The sequence below is a fragment of the Geodermatophilus sp. URMC 61 genome (assembly GCF_052931555.1).
Genome location: NZ_JBRFHZ010000002.1, coordinates 1861145 through 1877552 on the forward strand (window position 1 = coordinate 1861145; position 16408 = coordinate 1877552).

General features: G+C 75.1%; 16 protein-coding genes. 7 read left to right on the forward strand and 9 right to left on the reverse strand.

All coding sequences use genetic code 11. The features are described from left to right. Positions 1-9 precede the first annotated feature (9 nt). Entirely contained in the window at positions 10-5505 is a 5496-nt protein-coding gene (locus ACU610_RS08580; protein WP_446767284.1) for an ATP-binding protein, read from the reverse strand. Positions 5506-5581: 76 nt separating this feature from the next. Next, on the reverse strand, positions 5582-6397 hold the full coding sequence (locus ACU610_RS08585) for a 3-oxoacyl-ACP reductase family protein (RefSeq protein ID WP_446767285.1): 816 nt from the start codon (positions 6395-6397) through the stop codon (positions 5582-5584). A gap of 311 nt (positions 6398-6708) precedes the next feature. Between ACU610_RS08585 and ACU610_RS08590 the strand changes: the two genes are divergently transcribed. Next, a complete protein-coding gene (locus ACU610_RS08590; RefSeq protein WP_446767286.1) occupies positions 6709-7257 on the forward strand; it encodes a hypothetical protein in 549 nt (182 codons plus the stop codon). Here the strand turns inward: ACU610_RS08590 and ACU610_RS08595 are convergent, their stop codons facing one another. Then, positions 7258-8745: an FAD-binding oxidoreductase gene (locus ACU610_RS08595; RefSeq protein ID WP_446767287.1), complete on the reverse strand. Its 1488-nt coding sequence runs from the start codon at positions 8743-8745 to the stop codon at positions 7258-7260. It abuts the gene before it with no gap. Positions 8746-8912: 167 nt separating this feature from the next. Between ACU610_RS08595 and ACU610_RS08600 the strand changes: the two genes are divergently transcribed. Continuing rightward, entirely contained in the window at positions 8913-9944 is a 1032-nt protein-coding gene (locus ACU610_RS08600; protein ID WP_446767288.1) for an App1 family protein, read from the forward strand. 9 nt (positions 9945-9953) lie between these two features. On the opposite strand, the gene ACU610_RS08605 is transcribed toward ACU610_RS08600, so the two are convergent. After that, positions 9954-11141: a cytochrome P450 gene (locus ACU610_RS08605; protein WP_446767289.1), complete on the reverse strand. Its 1188-nt coding sequence runs from the start codon at positions 11139-11141 to the stop codon at positions 9954-9956. A 255-nt stretch (positions 11142-11396) separates the two neighbouring features. Here ACU610_RS08605 and ACU610_RS08610 point away from each other — a divergent pair, with 255 nt between their 5' ends. The 5 genes from ACU610_RS08610 to ACU610_RS08630 all read left to right on the forward strand — a co-directional run bounded on the left by ACU610_RS08610 (position 11397) and on the right by ACU610_RS08630 (position 13316). Further along, positions 11397-11723, forward strand: coding sequence for a WhiB family transcriptional regulator (locus ACU610_RS08610; protein ID WP_446767290.1), 327 nt, complete (start codon positions 11397-11399; stop codon positions 11721-11723). A 189-nt stretch (positions 11724-11912) separates the two neighbouring features. Beyond that, positions 11913-12098 (forward strand): hypothetical protein, encoded by a 186-nt coding sequence (locus ACU610_RS08615; protein ID WP_446767291.1) that lies wholly within the window; start codon positions 11913-11915, stop codon positions 12096-12098. A gap of 32 nt (positions 12099-12130) precedes the next feature. Then, the gene (locus tag ACU610_RS08620) at positions 12131-12358 is read left to right on the forward strand and encodes a hypothetical protein (RefSeq protein WP_446767292.1); all 228 of its coding nucleotides are present in this window, start codon (positions 12131-12133) and stop codon (positions 12356-12358) included. Positions 12359-12467: 109 nt separating this feature from the next. Then, positions 12468-12776: a hypothetical protein gene (locus tag ACU610_RS08625; protein WP_446767293.1), complete on the forward strand. Its 309-nt coding sequence runs from the start codon at positions 12468-12470 to the stop codon at positions 12774-12776. Positions 12777-12833: 57 nt separating this feature from the next. Beyond that, the gene (locus ACU610_RS08630; RefSeq protein WP_446767294.1) at positions 12834-13316 is read left to right on the forward strand and encodes a hypothetical protein; all 483 of its coding nucleotides are present in this window, start codon (positions 12834-12836) and stop codon (positions 13314-13316) included. Between the two features lie 111 nt (positions 13317-13427). Here the strand turns inward: ACU610_RS08630 and ACU610_RS08635 are convergent, their stop codons facing one another. From ACU610_RS08635 to ACU610_RS08655, 5 genes are all read right to left on the reverse strand, one after another. Further along, complete coding sequence (locus ACU610_RS08635) at positions 13428-13892, reverse strand: hypothetical protein (RefSeq protein WP_446767295.1); 465 nt, start codon at positions 13890-13892, stop codon at positions 13428-13430. Then, the gene (locus ACU610_RS08640) at positions 13861-14493 is read right to left on the reverse strand and encodes an RNA polymerase sigma factor (RefSeq protein ID WP_446767296.1); all 633 of its coding nucleotides are present in this window, start codon (positions 14491-14493) and stop codon (positions 13861-13863) included. Before ACU610_RS08640 ends, ACU610_RS08635 begins: the two co-directional genes overlap by 32 nt. Before the next feature lie 157 nt (positions 14494-14650). Continuing rightward, positions 14651-14980, reverse strand: a complete 330-nt coding sequence (locus ACU610_RS08645) for a phospholipase effector Tle1 domain-containing protein (RefSeq protein ID WP_446767297.1) — start codon at positions 14978-14980, stop codon at positions 14651-14653. A 65-nt stretch (positions 14981-15045) separates the two neighbouring features. Then, a complete protein-coding gene (locus tag ACU610_RS08650) occupies positions 15046-15444 on the reverse strand; it encodes a hypothetical protein (RefSeq protein WP_446767298.1) in 399 nt (132 codons plus the stop codon). Positions 15445-15567: 123 nt separating this feature from the next. Continuing rightward, the gene (locus ACU610_RS08655) at positions 15568-16290 is read right to left on the reverse strand and encodes an AfsR/SARP family transcriptional regulator (RefSeq protein WP_446767299.1); all 723 of its coding nucleotides are present in this window, start codon (positions 16288-16290) and stop codon (positions 15568-15570) included. Between the last annotated feature and the right edge of the window lie 118 nt (positions 16291-16408).

Consider the following 16408-nt stretch of genomic DNA (forward strand, 5'->3'; position numbering starts at 1 on the left):
GTGGGGCGGTCAGGTGGTGGCCGCGCGCTCCATGCCCCGTTCGACGGCGGCGATGAGGCGGGGCCGCAGCTCGGCGGCGGGGATGATGGCGTGCACCGAGCCCGTCCGGCGGGCGCGCTCGATGTCGTGGACGGCCTCGAACTCGGCGGCCACCTCGCCGAGCTTCTCCGAGCGGACGGCGGTGCGGAGGCTCGCCAGCTGCGACCGGAGGTGGGCCTGCTCGACGGCGTCGGCCGCGGCGATGGCCGCCTCCAGTTCCTTCACGCGGGGGTCGGCGGCGGTGCGCTTGTCGACCTCGCGGGAGAACACCACCGCAGCGGCCGGCGCGCCGCCGATCACCGAGGCGTAGGAGCCCTCGACGGCGAGGACCTCCATGTTGTCGTTGAGGACGCCGGAGAAGACGACGAAGGCGCCGCCGTGGTAGCGGGAGACGACGCAGAAGACGATGGGACCGTCGAAGTTGGTGATCGCCCGGCCGATCTCCGCGCCGTACTCCAGCTGGATGTTGCGCAGGGACTCCGGTGACCCGTCGAAGCCGGAGAGGTTGGCCAGGACCACCAGCGGCCGGTTCCCGCTCGCCGCGTTGATCGCACGCGCGGTCTTCTTCGACGAGCGCGGGAACAGCGTCCCCGCCGTCCACTGGTCGGGCCCGTCGGCCGGGTGGCTGCCGCGCCGCGGGATCGGCCGTGACTCCACGCCCAGGACGGCGACCGGGTGCCCGCCGAGGTGGGCGTCGAGGACGACGGCGGTGTCGGCGTCGGCCATGCCGGCCCACCGCTCGAGCACCGGGTGGTCCTGGTCGGTGACCGCCCGCATGACGGTGCGGATGTCGAACGCCTTCTTGCGCTCGGGGTTCTTCTCCGCCGAGAAGACGTCGCCGACGCGGGTGAACTCGCTGTCCGGGTGCTCGTGCGGGTAGTCGCGGACGTCCCGGTCGCGGGGGTCGGTGGTGGGCGCGGGCCGCGGCCAGCGCTCCCCCGGCGCGCGGTAGGCGTGGTCGTAGTGCCGGAACAGCACGTCCAGCGCGCCGTTGAGGTCGGGAGCCCAGTACTGCGCCTGGCCGTTGGGCCCCATCACCCGGTCGTAGCCGCCGATGCCGAAGTTGTCCTCGGCCGACACCCCGCCGGAGTAGTCCAGGGAGTGCTTGCCGGTGAGCACCATCGCGCTGTCCGGGGTCATGACCAGGATGCCCTTGGTGTGCATGAGCATCGTGGCCTCGGCGTTCCAGTACGGCTGGGCGCCGACGTTGATCCCGGTGACAACGACGTTGATCTCGTGTCCGGCCTGGGTGAACTCGATGATCCGGCGCAGTGCCCGCGACACCCAGTCCATGTTCTCGGTGCCGCTGTCCATCGAGATCCGCGCCCCCGACGAGAGTGCGAACCACTCGACCGGGATGCCCCGCTCCTCGGCCAGGTTCAGCGCCGCGACGACCCGCGCGCACTCCGGCTCGGCCACGGTGCCCAGCGCCTTGGTCGGGTCGCCGAACAGGGCCACCCGGGTCATGCCCTCCGGGTAGCGCGGCGTCGGCGTGGTCACCAGGCCGACGACGATCCCCGCCTTGTTCTGCCCGGGCGGGCGCTCGACGGGCGTGAGCCGGCCGTCGGCGTCCAGGTCGTGCTCGACGAACGAGCCGTCCGGGCCGGCCAGCAGCGGGGCCAGCTCGTACGGGTAGGGCGCGCCGCGGGCCCGGGAGCTGAGCACCTTGGCGGTGTAGTCGTCCAGGACCTTGAGCGGCTCGGTCGGGCGGTCGGTGACCCGCATCTGCGTCCCGGCGCCCGGGCGGGCGGAGAAGCGCAGCGCCACGTCGCGCGGCGGGCCGCCCTCCTCCTGCAGCCGGGCCAGCAGCACGATCTGGTCCAGGCCGGCGCCGTAGGTCAGGGGGGCGGCGGTGCGCGCGAACTCGGCCACCTCGGCCAGCGGCACCTCGATCGACGGCCAGGCGTACAGGTGGATGCGGTTGTTCTCCAGCGGCCGCCGGGACCGCCGCTGCGACTGCGCGCGCCGCAGGCCGTCCAGGCAGGACACGAGCTGCCGCTCGATCGTCGGGAACCCGACGACCTCCCCGTGCTCGTCGCGCACCGGGGTCAGGTCGCGGACCTCGGCCATGGCGATGAACCGCTCGTCGTTCGGGTTCTCCTTCGCCGTGATGTGCAGCAGGTAGGTGTCCTCGGGCGACGGCACGCGCTCGCCGTCGAAGTCCTTGAGCCGCCAGATGTCCAGCCGCTGCGCGGTGAGCGGGTGCAGGCCGCGGATGACGCGCTCCTCGGCGAGTGCCGTCCGGTCGGGGGTCGGCCGGAAGGTGACCGTCTCCACCTCCCCCTCCGGGGTGCAGACCGTGACGGTGACCCGGCGGCCGGTCCGCAGCGCCTGCACGCCCTCGAGCTGCGCACGCAGCCGCTCGGAGACCTCCTCGTCGTCCGCGGGGCGGTCGGGCCAGTTCACGTAGAGGTCGACGACCACCTGCGTCGGGTCGGCGACGTCGGCCAGCGCGCCCGCCACCGCCGCGAGCGCGTCCGGCAGCCGTGCCGCGTCGGTCATCAGGGCCAGCAGGTGCAGCCGGGTGCCGTGCAGGTCGAACTCCGCCGTGACGCAGGTGTCCCCGTCGAGCAGCGTCGAGCGCACGTCCTCCAGGTCGCGGCTGCGGTAGTAGCGGCGGGTGAGGACCTCGAGCACCGGGTCCGGGACGGAGGTGGGCCGGTCGAACCGCTGCGCCAGCAGCCGCACCAGCGGCTCGGGGCTGGCGACCAGCGCCTCCATGCGGTTGATCTGCTCCGCGGTGTCGCCGCGCGCAGCGGCCTCGTCGAGCTCGTCGAGCAGCCGCGCGGCCCGGTCGAGGACCTCCTGCCGGGCCGCCCGGACGACCGGCTCCTCGAAGTGCCGGTAGCGGACGGCGCGGGCCAGGTCGCCCACCGAGGGGTAGCGCAGCTGGGTGGCGACGACGAGCCGGTCAAGCACCTCCCCCACCTCTGTCCGCGCCGGCTCGTCGGGCAGCCGGTCGGCGGTCAGCCAGCGGTCCAGCAGGGCGGAGACGGCGGGCAGCTGCTCGGCGACGCGCTGCTGGGCGAGGAAGACCCGGTGCACCGCCTCGGTCAGCGCCGCGCTCGGCTCGAGGTCCTCGATGCCGTAGTGGGCCAGCGCCCGCCGCAGCCGGGCGCGGAAGGCCTCCGGCAGCCCCTCCTGCTCCACGTCGAGGGAGTGCAGGTAGGCGTGGAAGTACTCCCGCGGGCTGTGGACCTGGGTGTCGGCCTCCTCCTCCGCGGTGGCCGGGCGGTTGCGGGAGAGCTCGGAGATGTCGGCGAAGGTGACCAGGACGTCGAGCTCGGCCGACAGCAGCTCCGCGTCGTCGACGGGCAGCTCCTCGCGGGCGGCGGCGTACTCGGCGACCAGCTGCTTGGCGTGCCTGCCGCTGACGTCGTAGCCGGTGACCAGCGCCCGCAGCGCCGCCAGGCGGGCCAGTGCCCGGGCCCGCGGGTCGCCGTCGGGCACCTCGTCCGCGCCCGGCAGGGTCGCGCGCTCGCCCTGGGCCTCCTCGACGTCCCCACCGACCCGGTCGAGGGCGAGCAGGGGGGCGCCGGCGTCGACCTGGCTGTTGACCGCGGCCCGCACCTCGCGGACCCGGCCGGCGAACGGCGCCCGCACCGCCGTCTCCATCTTCATGCTCTCGAGGACGGCGACCGGCTGGCCGGCCTCGACCTCGTCCCCGGGCTCGACCCGGACGGCGACGACCACGGCCGGCGCGGGGGCACGCACGATCCCGCCGACGTCCCGGCTCACGCGGTGCGTCTCGCCGTCCACCTCGACCAGGGAGGACCCGGGTGCCTCGGCGGCGACCACGGAGTACCGGCGTCCGCCGGTGGTGAGCCGGCTCTCTAGAGGGCCGAGCCGGTCGACCTCGACGTCGACGACCCGGTCGTCGAGCCCGACCCGGTACCGGTCGCGGTCCAGGTTGGCGACCGTGAGCCGGTACACCTGCCCGCGCATGCCGAGCTCGATGGTGCGGCCCACCTCGTGCGGCGCCCGCGGCCGGCCGCCGCGGGCCGACGACAGGAAGGCCAGCCGCTCCTGCTCGACCTCCGCCTCGGCGAGGTCGAGCGCCACCTGCACGAGCGCCACCCACGCGTTGCCGGCCGGGCCGGCCGCGATCGTGCCGGCGCGGTCCAGCCACCCGGTGTCGGCGGTGCCCTCCACGACCTCCGGACGGTCGAGCAGGTCGAGCAGGAAGGACTTGGTCGTCGTCCCGCCGGCCAGCACCACGGTCGTCTCCCGCAGCGCGCAGCGCAGCCGGGCGAGGGCCTCGGGACGGTCCCGGCCCCAGGCGATGATCTTGGCGATCATCGAGTCGTACTGCGGCGGGACGGCGTCGCCGACGCTCAGCCCGGTGTCCACGCGGATGCCGGGGCCGCTGGCCAGCCGCAGCAGGTCGACCCGGCCGGGTGCGGGCGCGAAGCCCTGCTCGGCGTCCTCGGCGGTGAGCCGCGCCTCGACGGCGTGCCCGTTGGTCGAGGGCGGGTCGCCCTCGAGCCGGCCCCCGGCGGCCACGTGCAGCTGCAGCTTCACCAGGTCCAGGCCGGTGGTCATCTCGGTCACGGGGTGCTCGACCTGCAGCCGGGTGTTGACCTCGAGGAAGGTGGTGAGCTGTTCCTGGGGCTGGTACAGGAACTCGACGGTGCCCGCGCCGACGTACCCGGCCGCACGGGCCAGCGCGATGGCGGACTCCCGCAGGGCGGCGTCCTGCTCCGGGGTGAGCGCCGGCGAGCTGGACTCCTCGATGATCTTCTGGTTGCGCCGCTGTACCGAGCAGTCGCGCACGCCGGGGGCCCAGACGGTGCCGTGCCCGTCGGCGATCACCTGGACCTCGACGTGCCGGCCGCCCTCGACCAGCCGCTCCATGAACACGACCGGGTCGCCGAAGGTCCGCTGCGCCTCGGTCTGCGTGCGGGTCAGCGCCTCCTCGAGCTCCTCGGGCGAGCGGACGACGCGGATCCCGCGGCCCCCGCCACCGCTGCGGGCCTTGACGATGAGCGGGTAGCCGATGGCCTCGGCGTGCCGCCGGGCGTCGTCGGGCCCCTCGACCGGGCCGTGGCTCCACGGTGCGACCGGGACGCCGACCTTCTCGGCCAGCACCTTGGCCTCGATCTTGGCGCCGAGCAGCCGCATCGCCTCCGGCGACGGCCCGATGAAGGTCACGCCGAGGTCGGCGCACAGCTCGGCGAAGGCGGGGTCCTCGGCGACGAAGCCCCAGCCCACCCACGCCGCGTCGGCACGGCTGGCCCGGAGGGCCCGGGCCAGCTCGGCGTGGTCGAGGTAGGGCGAGCCGGCGCCGGTGTCGGCCAGCAGCACCGCCTCGTCGGCGGCGCGCACGAAGGTCGCCCGCCGCTCGGCCTCGGTGTGCAGGGCGATCACGCGGGTGCGCGTGCCGTGTTCGGCGTCCAGCTCCCGCACCGCACGGATGAGCCGCATCGCGGGCTCCCCACGGTTGACGACGGCGATGCGGTCGAACACCCGGACACCTCTTCCCTGGTCGGTGGTGGAGGCCAGTCCTGCGGCCCCCCGTCCCTGCTGCTACCCGTCCCTGCTGCTACATGTCGAGGCCGCCGTTGACACCCCAGACCTGCCCGGTGATGTAGCCGGAGCCGTCGGCGGCGAGGAAGTGCACGACGCGGGCGATCTCCTCCGGCTCGCCCAGCCGGCCGAGCGGGATCTTCGCCTTGAGGTTGTCGAGGACCTTGTCGGGGACGCTGTCGAGCATCTCGGTGGCGGTGTAGCCCGGCGTCACGGCGTTGACCGTGATGCCCAGGCCGTCGGTCTTGCCGGAGCGCTGCACCTGCATCGCGGCCTCGCGGGCCAGGGTCTTGGTCAGACCGAGCAGCCCGGCCTTGGCCGAGGCGTAGTTGGACTGCCCGATGCCGCCCATCTCGCCGATCACCGAGGAGATCATCACGATCCGCCCGCTGCCGCGCTCCAGCATGTGCTTGAGCGCGGCCTGCGACAGGTAGAAGGCGCCCGACAGGTTGACGTCGATGACCCGGCGCCAGTCGTCGTCGGTCATCTTCAGCACGGTGCGGTCGGCCGTGATGCCGGCGTTGTTGACCAGGATGTCGAGCCGGCCGTGCCGCTCGATCACCTCGGCGACCGTGCGTCGGCAGTCCTCCGGGCTGGCGATGTCGCCGCGGTGCACGCTCATGTGGCTGTCCGGGTAGGCCCCGGCGAAGTCCTGGGCGAACATCTCCGCCCGCTCGGTGTTGCCGCTGTAGCCGGCCGCGACGTCGGCGCCCTGGGCGGCCAGGCTGCGGCAGATCGCCGCGCCGATCCCCCGGGTTCCGCCGGTCACGAACGCCACCCGGCCGGAGAGCTTGTCGCCCGTCCTGCTGGTGCGTGCCTGGGTCGCTGTCACCGGCTCCTCCTGGGACTCGGGTGCATGCGTCTCGTTCTCGGACCGGACCTGGGCTTGTGAGTCAAGCCACAGCCCGGGATGGGAGTACCGGCAGCATGCTGCGGTCCGGGCGGTACGGCAAGACGGCAAGACAGGGCACGGTTCCCTCCCGCGACGACACGGCGCGCCGTCGCGGAGGTCGTTGCGCGTGTCCGACACGCGCGGTTGCCGACGCGCGGGGGTCCCCACCCCGATCCGGGGCGTCGACTCGTGGCCGTCCGCCCGGGCCGGGAGAGTGGCCCGCGCTCCCGCCCCCGACGGACAGGAACGCCATGAGGACACCGACCCGCCGCACCGTGACCACCGCCGCCGCAGGGCTGACCGGCCTGTGCGCCGCCGTCCTGGTGCCGACGGTCGCCGCCCCGGAGGCCGCCGCCTACTCCGGCTCGGAGCCGGACGGCTGGGTCGAGACGGCGTACCTCACCGGGTACAGCCTGCAGGACAACTCGCCTGCCGGGACCCGGACCACCTCCTCCGGCCGCAGGGCCGGCGGCACCGGGACCTACGACGACCCCATCACGCTCGCGGTGGGATACGCGGGCGGCGACGAGTTCGCCGTCGGGACGGTCTTCTACGTGCCGCTGGTCCGCGCGTACTTCGTGGTGGAGGACCGCTGCGGCGGCTGCTCGGACTGGACGCCCGAGGCCGACTACACCATCGACCTGTGGGTCGGCAGCGACTCGGACTCGTCCTGCATGTACGCGATCACCGGGCCGCACACCGTCGTCCGCGACGCCGGCCCCGGCTGGGAGGTGGAGTACCGGCCGTACGAGCTCGGCTCGGACTGCAGCCTGTTCGGCGAGACCCCGGTCGCGGCCTGATCAGGGTGCGGGCTGCGTGGCCGGTCGCGTGGCCGGTCGCGTGGCCGGTCGCGTGGCCGGTCGCGCAGCCGTCCGGGGCGCGGGGACGTCGACGGCCGCCGCGGGCGCGATGTTCGCGTTGTGGCGGAAGACGTTGTCCGGGTCCCACTCGGCCTTCAGGTCGGCCAGCCGCCCGTACTTGGCGCCGTACGTGGCACGCACCCGTGCGTCGTCCAGCTCGGCCTCGAAGTTGACGTAGACGCTGTCGCGGCGTGCGTGGGGCTCGAGCGCCTGCCACAGGTCCCGCGCCCACGCCCGCTCGGCCGCGAGGGTCCCCTCGTCCTCGGCGAAGGCCACGATGGCGGTGGCCCACCGGGCGCTGCGCGGGGTCCCCCAAGCCGTGGCGTCGTCCGGGATCTCCCGGTACCTGCCGGTCAGCGCGAAGATCGGCATGTAGGACAGCGGCGAGCGCTTGCGCGGCAGCCGGGTGAGCAGGACCTCGATGACCTCGTCGGATAGGTCGTCGAGGTTCAGCCCCTTGTCGTAGGCGAGGATGCCCCAGGGGTTGCCCGCGTCGAGCATCTGCTGCAGCGCCACGTGCGGGATCGGGGTGACCAGCTCGAAGAGCGGCCCGAGCTCGCGCAGCGGCGCGACCGCCGCCGCGTGCAGCTCCGGATCCCCCCAGCCGACGACGACGACGGCGATCCCGGGGATGCCGCGGTGCTCCTCGGGCACGAAGGGCTCCGGGGGGGCCGAGAGTCCGACGACGACGGCCCCCATGCCGTCGGGAAGGCCGAAGAGGTGCTCCCGGGCCAGGCGCAGCGGCTCGGCGGCGTCCTCCGCCCGCCAGAAGAACAGGCCCAGGTCGGCCATGGGATCGACCTCGTGGAGCGCGAACACGAACTCGGTGACGACGCCGAAGTTCGCACCGGCCCCCCGCAGGCCCCAGAAGAGCTCGGGTTCGGACTGCTCGGAGGCGGTCACCACCCGGCCGTCGGCGGTCACGAGGGTGGCCTCCACGAGGTTGTCGCTGCTGAGCCCCTGGCGGGCCGTCAGCCAGCCCATCCCGCCGCTGAGGGTCAGCCCGGCGACGCCGGTGTGGCTCACCGTGCCCCCGACGACGGCGAGTCCGTGAGGTGCCGTCGCCGCGTCGACCGCGGCCCACGTCGCCCCTCCCCCGACGTGCGCCCGCCGGGTTCCCGGGTCGATCCGGACGTCGGCGAGCCGGGACAGGTCCAGCATCACCGCGCCCTCGGCCACGCACGCCCCGGACCCGCTGTGGCCTCCGCCGCGCACGGTCAGGTCCGCGCCCTGCTCCCGGACCCAGACGATGGCCCGCGCCACGTCCTCGGTGGACGTCGGGCGCACGATGAGCGCCGGCTGCCGCCGGATGTCCCCGTTGAAGACCGCCTCGGCACGGGCCTGCGCGAAGCCCGCGTCCGCGGGACGGAGCACCTCCCCGGCGATGCGCTGCTCGAGGAGGGTGGTGGCGATGTCGTCCAGGGTCATGGGAGCGCCGATCCGGGGAGGCCCCGTACCCCGCTGCTGGGGACGTGTGGAGCACGGGAGGACGCTCGCACGCGACCCCGCAGTCCGACAGGGCACCAGTGCCCCACCGGACCTGCGGCACCGGCGTCGGGTCAGTACGGTCGGCGCACGTCCCGACGGAGGTGCCCGTGTCCGACGCGCCCGCGAGCCGGTCGCTGCGCGCGGTCGCGGCCGCCTACCGGGTCAAGACCCACCTCGACGAGGTCCTCTCCGCCCGCGCGCGCCGCCGTGGCTGGACGACGGCCGCGCTCGGCTACCCCGGCTATGCCGCGCAGGGCCGGGCGCGGGTGCGCGGGCGGCTGCTGCTGGCCCCGCCGGGCACCGACCCGAGCGCCCGGCTCGACATCCCGGGGTGGCGGCGGCTGCTGACCCTCGAGCAGCCGCACGGCGAGGTCGACGTGACCCTCGGCGAGGTCCGGGTCCGCGCCCGCGCCGACGAGGCGGGCCTGGTCGACCTCGTCGTCCCCGTCGAGCTGCCGGCCGGACGAACGGCGGCTCTGCTGCACCCCGAGGGCCGCCCGCCGGTGCCCGCACCGCTGCACGTCGCCGCCTCGGACGCCACCCGCGGCGTCGTCTGCGACATCGACGACACCGTGTGGATCACCGGCATCCGCCACCCGCTCCGCGCCGCCTGGCGCACCTTCGCGGGCAACGGCTCGACCCGCCGTCCGGTCGCCGGCATGGCCGCGCTGCTCACCCGGCTGACCGCGGCCGGGGCCCACGCGCCGGTCGTCTACGTGAGCAACGGGCCGTGGAACCTCGCCGGCCCGATCACCGCCTTCCTCGACCGGCACGGCTTCCCCGCCGGCGCGCTGCTGCTCACCGACTGGGGCATCAGCCCGCGCGCCTGGTTCCGCAGCGGCCGGGCGCACAAGCGGGGGGCGCTGGAGCGGCTGGCCACCGACCTGCCGCGCGTGCGGTGGGTCCTCGTCGGCGACGACGGCGAGCACGACCCGGAGATCTACCGCGACTTCGCCCGGTCGCACCCGGAGCACGTCGCGGCCATCGCGCTGCGCACCGTCGCCCCGATCGGCACGACCCCGCCGGAGACCGAGTCGCGGGTCGGCACCGTCCCGGTCGTCCGCGCCGGCGACGGCCGGGCGCTCGCCGACCTGCTGCACCGCGCCGGCGTGCTGGCCACGTTCGACGTCCGGGGGTAGGCAGCCGCGTCAGGCGGGACGGACGACGAGCGGCAGGCGGGTGACGGCGACCATCGTCCACGGGTTGCGGTGTTCGACCGGTTCGTCGGCGGCGACCTCGACGTCGCGGTAGCGCTCGAAGATCAGGCGCAGCGCGACCCGGGCCTCCAGCCGGGCGAGCGGCGCGCCGAGGCAGAAGTGGACACCGTGGCCGAAGGTCAGGTGCGGGTTGGGCCGGCGGTGCAGGTCGAAGCGCTGCGGTTCGGCGAACACCCGCTGGTCCCGGTTGGCCGCGGCCAGCCAGGGCAGCACCACCTGCCCGGCGGGGATGCGCACACCGCCCACCGCGGCGTCGGTCGTGGTGAAGCGGGCCAGGCGCGGGAACGGCGTCCGCAGCCGCAGCACCTCCTCGATCGCGGCCGGGAGCAGGGCGGGGTCGGCCCGCACCGCGGCGGCGGCCCCGGGCGCGTCGGAGAAGGCCAGCACGGCGTTGCCCAGCGTCGCGGTGGTGGTGATGTGGCCGGCGACGAGCAGCAGGCCGACGAAGCCGACGATCTCCTCGTAGGCCAGCCGCTCGCCGTCCACCTCGGCCCGGACCAGGCGGCTGGTCAGGTCGTCGCCCGGGTGCCGCCCCCGGGACCGGATGTGGGCGAGGAAGTACTCGTTCATCTCCCGGATGACGGGCGCGACGGCGCCCATCGCCCGCTCCCCGGCCTCGAGCAGTGCCTGGTCGGGGTCGATGTCCTGGCCGAGCAGCACGTCGGCCCACCGGCGGAAGAGCGGCCGGTCGGTGGTCGGGACGCCGAGCAGGTCGGCGATCACGATGACCGGCAGCGGGTAGGCCAGCGCGTCGACCAGGTCGAAGCGCTCGCCCGCCTGCTCCAGCAGCTCGGTGGTCAGTGCGGCGATCCGCGGCTCGAGGTCGGCCACGACCCGCGGGGTGAAGGCCTGGCTGACCAGGGAGCGCAGCGTCCGGTGCCGCGGCGGGTCCATCCGGACGAGGTTGCCGCGCTGGAAGAGCGCGAAGTCGTCCTGGGCGGGCTGCAGCGACGTGAGGTCGGAGGAGAACACGGCCGGATCGGAGAGGACGGTGCTCGCCTCCGGGTGGCCGAGGACGTGCCAGCACTGCTGGTGCTCGTCGAAGTGGACCTGACCCTGCTCCCGCCCCGCCTCCAGCCAGGCCAGGAACTCGTCGAACGTGGGCCGGGTGGTCGTCATGCGGTTCACCTCCGGGGAGGTCTCCGACGATCCTCCCGTTCTGCAACCACCGCCAGGGACGACCGGCACTGGTGCGGGAGGACGACGCGCCGGGCGGGGCGGGCATCGACAGATGCCGCCAGAACGAGCGGCCGCTTTCGTCCCATTTCTGCCAGTGCCTCCGGGACCCGGGGTTCCGTAACGTCACAGAAAGCAACGAGGCCGTACCGGTCCGTCACTCACCTGTCCGACTCCCCCTTCCCCGAGGAGCCCTCCGTGTCCACGTTCTCCCGTCCCCACCTGTCCCTGGTCCCCGGCCCCGCGAGCGCCTCCGTCCTCTCGCCGTGGACGGACCTGGCCCCCGTGGGCGACCCGTCGTGGCGGCTGGAGGCGCTGTGTGCGGAGACCGACCCGGAGGCGTTCTTCCCGGAGAAGGGCGGCTCGACCCGCGACGCCAAGCGCGTGTGCAGCGGCTGCTCGGTGCGGGCCGAGTGCCTGGAGTTCGCGCTGGCCAACGACGAGCGCTTCGGCATCTGGGGCGGCCTCTCCGAGCGCGAGCGCCGCCGGTTGCGCCTCCAGCAGCGCACCGGCCTCAGCGCCTGACCCGAGCCCGCCCCCGGACGCGCGCAGCACCGCGGCGCCGACCGCGGACGCCGATCCAGCGCCGGTGAGTATCTGCCCGGCCGGGCCGCTCCTCAGGTGGGTACCGGCCGACGCGTCTCGGAGCGGGGCGGGCCGGATGACAGCCGGCCGACGGCACTGCCGCCGGCCGGGCCCGAGAGGAGACGCACCGTGCTCGATCGACTGCTCCTGCCGCCGCGGCCGCCGGCGCACCTGGACCACGAGGAGAAGCGGCCCCACCTCGACGTCCCCTCCGACGCCGTCCGGGACGTCGAGGAGCACCTGGCCCTGGTCGAGGCCCGGCCGGCCGCGCTGGTGCACGGCGTCCGGGCCGACGTCCGCCGGGTGCACCCGTGACGGGCCCCGGACCGGGGACGACAGGAGCGTCCGTGCTCCACCCGGTGCAGACGTCCCCGCCGGTGGTCCCCGGCAGCCTCGTCGACCAGCTCGGCGCCGACTTCGCCCACGCGTGCGCCGAGCTCACCCGCGCCCGGCTGCGCCGCCGCGAGCGGGACAGCCGCGAGCACCGGGCGGCCGTCGAGGAGTGCACGGCCCGGATCGACGTCGTCCTGGACCTGTACCTGGAGGCGTGCCACGCGGGACAGGCGGTGCGCTGAGCAGGGCGGCCGTCGATCCCCTGGAGCCGACCGCGCCGGACCGGCACGTATCACGGCTGCCCGTGCCCGCTCCGGATGGGCACGGGGAGCGGCGACCAGGGAGGGCGAGATGACCGCGAGCACGGTGTCCCGGCGAGGCGAGCGGTTCGACCGCGCGCGGAACGTGGCCGACCTCGAGCAGCGGGCGGCGGTCGAGCACCTGCTGGGAGACGGCGGGTCCACCGGCGGAACCGGGACGGGCGAGTCGCTGCCCGAGCCGGACCTCCCCCACATCGGCGGCGGGGAGGGAGCGCCCGACTCGGTGGAGGCGCCCCCTCCGGAGGACCGGGAGGAGGGTGGAACGGCACGGGCGGCGCTCAGCCGGATCACGTCCCGTCGCCACGGGGACGGCCACGACGTCCACCCGCACCGACGGTGAGGGAGGGAACGCCGGCGACCGCGACCGGGGCGAGCGGACGACGAGGAGCTGAGGGATGTGTCCGGACGGTGGACGACCGACGACGCAGGGCTGGAGCGCGCGCTCGCCGAGGCCGTACGGGACGCACGGACGGTCCCGCCGCGGTTCCGCATGGCCGCGCGGGCGGCGTACGGCCGACGCACGCTGGACGCCGAGCTGGCGCCCCTCGCCCGCGACTGCGCTGCCGTCCCGGGGACCGACCGGGCGGACCGGGAGGACCTCGCCGCGCTCCGGGGCCTCACCTTCGTCGCCGCCGACCTCACCGTGGCGGTGGAGCTCGGCGCGGCGCGCCTGCTCGGACAGGTGGTGCCACGGGGACCGGGACGGGTGCAGCTGCAGACCGTGGACGGCGACCGGGCGTCCGCGGACATCGACGCCCTGGGGTGCTTCGTCCTCCGGTCCGCCCCCGGCCGGTGCTTCCGCCTGCACCTGCGGACGGCTGCTGGCGTCCGGGTGGTCACCGCCTGGGTCGACGTCGGGCCGGAGAGGGCGCGGGTGTGACCGGGCCCGCCGCGAGCTCCGCCTGAGCCGCCCCCACCGGGGGCTGGGGCGCGTCGGCCCCGACGCGGACGAAGCCGGCCGCGGCCGCGACGACGGCGGGCTCGGTCGCCGCTACAGCCGGATCCACCCGGTGGTGACGGCCGCGCCGTCCGTCCGGCACACCAAACGGACCGGTCCACGCTCCGGCCGGGGCAGCCGGAAGCAGCCCAGCGCGTCGGCGTCCGCCTCGGCCAGGACCTCCCGGGTGCCGGCCAGGGTGACCCGGCCGAGCTGCGGTGGGACGAGGTGGCCCAGCACGTCCGCGCCCACCTCGATCTCCACGGAGAGGGCACCCCCCCGGAAGGTCAGCTCCCGCTGGCCGTCCGAGGCAGCGGCGCGGACGTCGCCCGCGCCGGTCACGAGCGCCGAGTCGTGCGCGAGGACGAGGAGTTCGAGCTCCTCGTCCACGGTCCTCCAGGAGAACGCCGCGAGGGCCGCCGCGCGCACGGTCTCGGGTACGGCCCGTGCCGCGCTCTGCGCCTCCGCCAGCTCCCGGAGCAGCGGGTCATCGCCGTTGTGGCGAGGCTTGGGGCTCACCCCGGTCACCTCCCGTGTGGGCTACCGCAGACTCTCCCGCGAGCAGGGCCCGCACGGCAGGGGTCTCTCGCAGCCGCTCGAGGCACCGGGCCCGAGTGGGGCCGATGCTGCCGATCGGCATACCCGTGAGCTCGGAGATCTCGCGGTAACTCCGCGGCGGGTCCTCCGCCAGGAGCAACAGCAGCCGGCGGTCCGCGGGACGCAGCTGGGCGAGACCGTCCCGCAGCGACTGCTGGCGCTCCGCACGGAGGAGGTCGGCCTCCACCACCGCGTCGTCGACCGCGCCGCCGATGGCGCGGTCCGTGAGCGGGTCGACGGGCTGTTCGCGGCGGCCGACCCTGGTCAGGCGGCCGCACTCGTGCTGGGCCGTCGTCAGGAGCCACCTGGGGAGGGCGCGCGGCTCGCGGAGGTGGTCGAGGTGCTCCACCAGGCGCAGCCACACCGTCTGGTTCACGTCCTCGGCGTCGCTCCGGCCGAGCCGGTAGGCGCGCGTCACCGAGTACACGAGCGGCAGGTACCGGTCGACGATGGCGTTCCACGCCTCCTGGTCACCGCGCGATGCGGCCGTGACCAGGTGGGTGACGTCGTCGTCAACGAGCATGCGTGCCACCTCCTGCCATCGAGGGGCGCAGAGCGCCCCGCAGCGGGGTGTTGACCGGGTCTCCCCCCGACAGAGGACGCGCGGGGCCAGGAGATACCGGGGTAGTCGTGATCAGTGCGGCGTGCGCGGGAGGCGCTCAGCACGCTCGCGGATCCGCTCAGGACGCCGTCCTGCGCACGCCGGCCGGCGACCGGTCGACCGGGACCCGCGTCGTCCGGAGGGTGCCCCGCAGGCCGTCGTACCGCCGCGGCGCGTGGCGGGCGAACGCGTCGTCCCGGAACTCCGGACCGTTCCGCTGCACCCGCCCGGCCATCCACGGCAGCGTGATGTCGGCGAGCCGGGAGTCGGGGTAGCCGCAGCCGACGTCGCGGTGCCCCGGGCCGAGCCAGACCTGCTCGACCTCCTGGTCCCCGGGCCCGGGGTGGGGGTGCCGGAGAGCCGGCTCGAACGCTCCTCGCCGCTCGTCGATCGCCGGCCGCTCGGGCACGGCCCCTCCTCGTCGGGTCGGAGGCCCGGCCGGATCCCACGGAGCGCGGGGTCCGGCAGGGACGGTCACTGGTCCGTCCCCGCCGCCCGCGAGGACGTCGAGGGTCCACGGGTGCTCGCCAGGGACCGGGATGGACCGGCTGTGAGGGCCGGTTGCGAGCGGCGGTCGAGCACGTCGGTCGGCACGCGGATGCCGGCGACCGTGACGACCTCCGGCACGGGGGTCGTCCCCAGCGCGGCCAGGGCCTCCGGCTCGGAGCGCTTCTCCTCCACGGTGAACTGCACCGCCAGCTCGCCGGTCCGCCGCCCTCCGACGACCCGGTCGCCGAGGCCGATCGAGGTGATGTTCGGGTCGTCCAGGTAGCGCCGGCCCTCGGTCCGGATGAAGCGACGCAGGCCGCTGAGCAGCTCCCCGTACGGGACGTCGTGACCCGGGTGGGCGGTACCGGGCGGCTGCGTGGCCATGGAGGACCTCCGGGGAGACTCTGAGGTGGTGGCGGCCCGGCTCCTGCCTCGGGACCGGGGCCGGGCCCACGTCGGACAGATGCACCGGTCGGCCCGGCTGATACACCCCCCGTCGGCGGTTCCTCAGGAGGCCACCCGCTGTCCTTCGCCGAGGTGCGCGACCAGGCGGGTCAGCCGGTCGGTCGGGTCGATGCCGAGCTCGTCGCGCAGCCTCGTGCGGAACTGCCGGTAGGCGTGCACGGCGGCGGTCACGTCACCCTCGGCCAGGTAGACGCGCACGAGGAGGCGGTACGCGCTCTCCCGCAGCGGCTCGCCCCGCACGGCGACGTGGGCCGCCGCCACCGCGTCGCCGGGCCGCCCCGCTGCGGCGAGCCGCGCGGCGAGGGTCTCCAGCGCGTAGAGCCGCAGCTGCCGCAGCCGTTCCCGCTCGACGAGCACCCAGTCGTCGTGCCAGCCGGGCAGCAGGTCGCCCAGCAGGTCCGCGGGCGGCAGGTCCAGGTCGTCGAGGTCGGTGCGCGGGTCCCGGGTCCGGAGCGCCCAGGCGGCCAGGTCGTGGACGTCGACGCCCACACCCCGGCCGACCGCGAGGGCGCCCCCGGTGGTGTCGAGCAGTCCGGGCGCCACCCGGCGCAGCCGCCACAGCGCCGACCGCAGGCTCGCCTGCGCCTGGTCCTCGGGGACGTCTCCCCACAGCAGCCCGGCGACCGCCGCCCGGCCGGGTCGGCCGGTGAGGCAGACGTGGGCGACCAGCCGCTGCACCGCTCGCGGGACGACGTCCCGCCCGGCCGGTCGCATCGGGTCCGTGACCAGCGTGAATCCGTCCAACAGGCCGATCCGCACGTCCATGAGTCCCCCTCCGGCGGTACCTCACCGACAGAGAACGCCGACACCCTCGCTGATACGGCGGGGGCGCGGTGACGCGGACGTGACGCGGCGGTGATGCGGCCGCCGCATCGTCTGGGGT

Bases quoted from the DNA above. Each gene is read 5' to 3' on its own strand.
- ACU610_RS08595 (WP_446767287.1), bottom strand. From the start codon at position 8,745: ATGACCCTGGACGACATCGCCACCACCCTCCTCGAGCAGCGCATCGCC.
- ACU610_RS08605 (WP_446767289.1), bottom strand. From the start codon at position 11,141: ATGACGACCACCCGGCCCACGTTCGACGAGTTCCTGGCCTGGCTGGAG.
- ACU610_RS08640 (WP_446767296.1), bottom strand. From the start codon at position 14,493: ATGCTCGTTGACGACGACGTCACCCACCTGGTCACGGCCGCATCGCGC.
- ACU610_RS08590 (WP_446767286.1), top strand. From the start codon at position 6,709: ATGAGGACACCGACCCGCCGCACCGTGACCACCGCCGCCGCAGGGCTG.
- ACU610_RS08625 (WP_446767293.1), top strand. From the start codon at position 12,468: ATGACCGCGAGCACGGTGTCCCGGCGAGGCGAGCGGTTCGACCGCGCG.
- ACU610_RS08655 (WP_446767299.1), bottom strand. From the start codon at position 16,290: ATGGACGTGCGGATCGGCCTGTTGGACGGATTCACGCTGGTCACGGAC.
- ACU610_RS08650 (WP_446767298.1), bottom strand. From the start codon at position 15,444: ATGGCCACGCAGCCGCCCGGTACCGCCCACCCGGGTCACGACGTCCCG.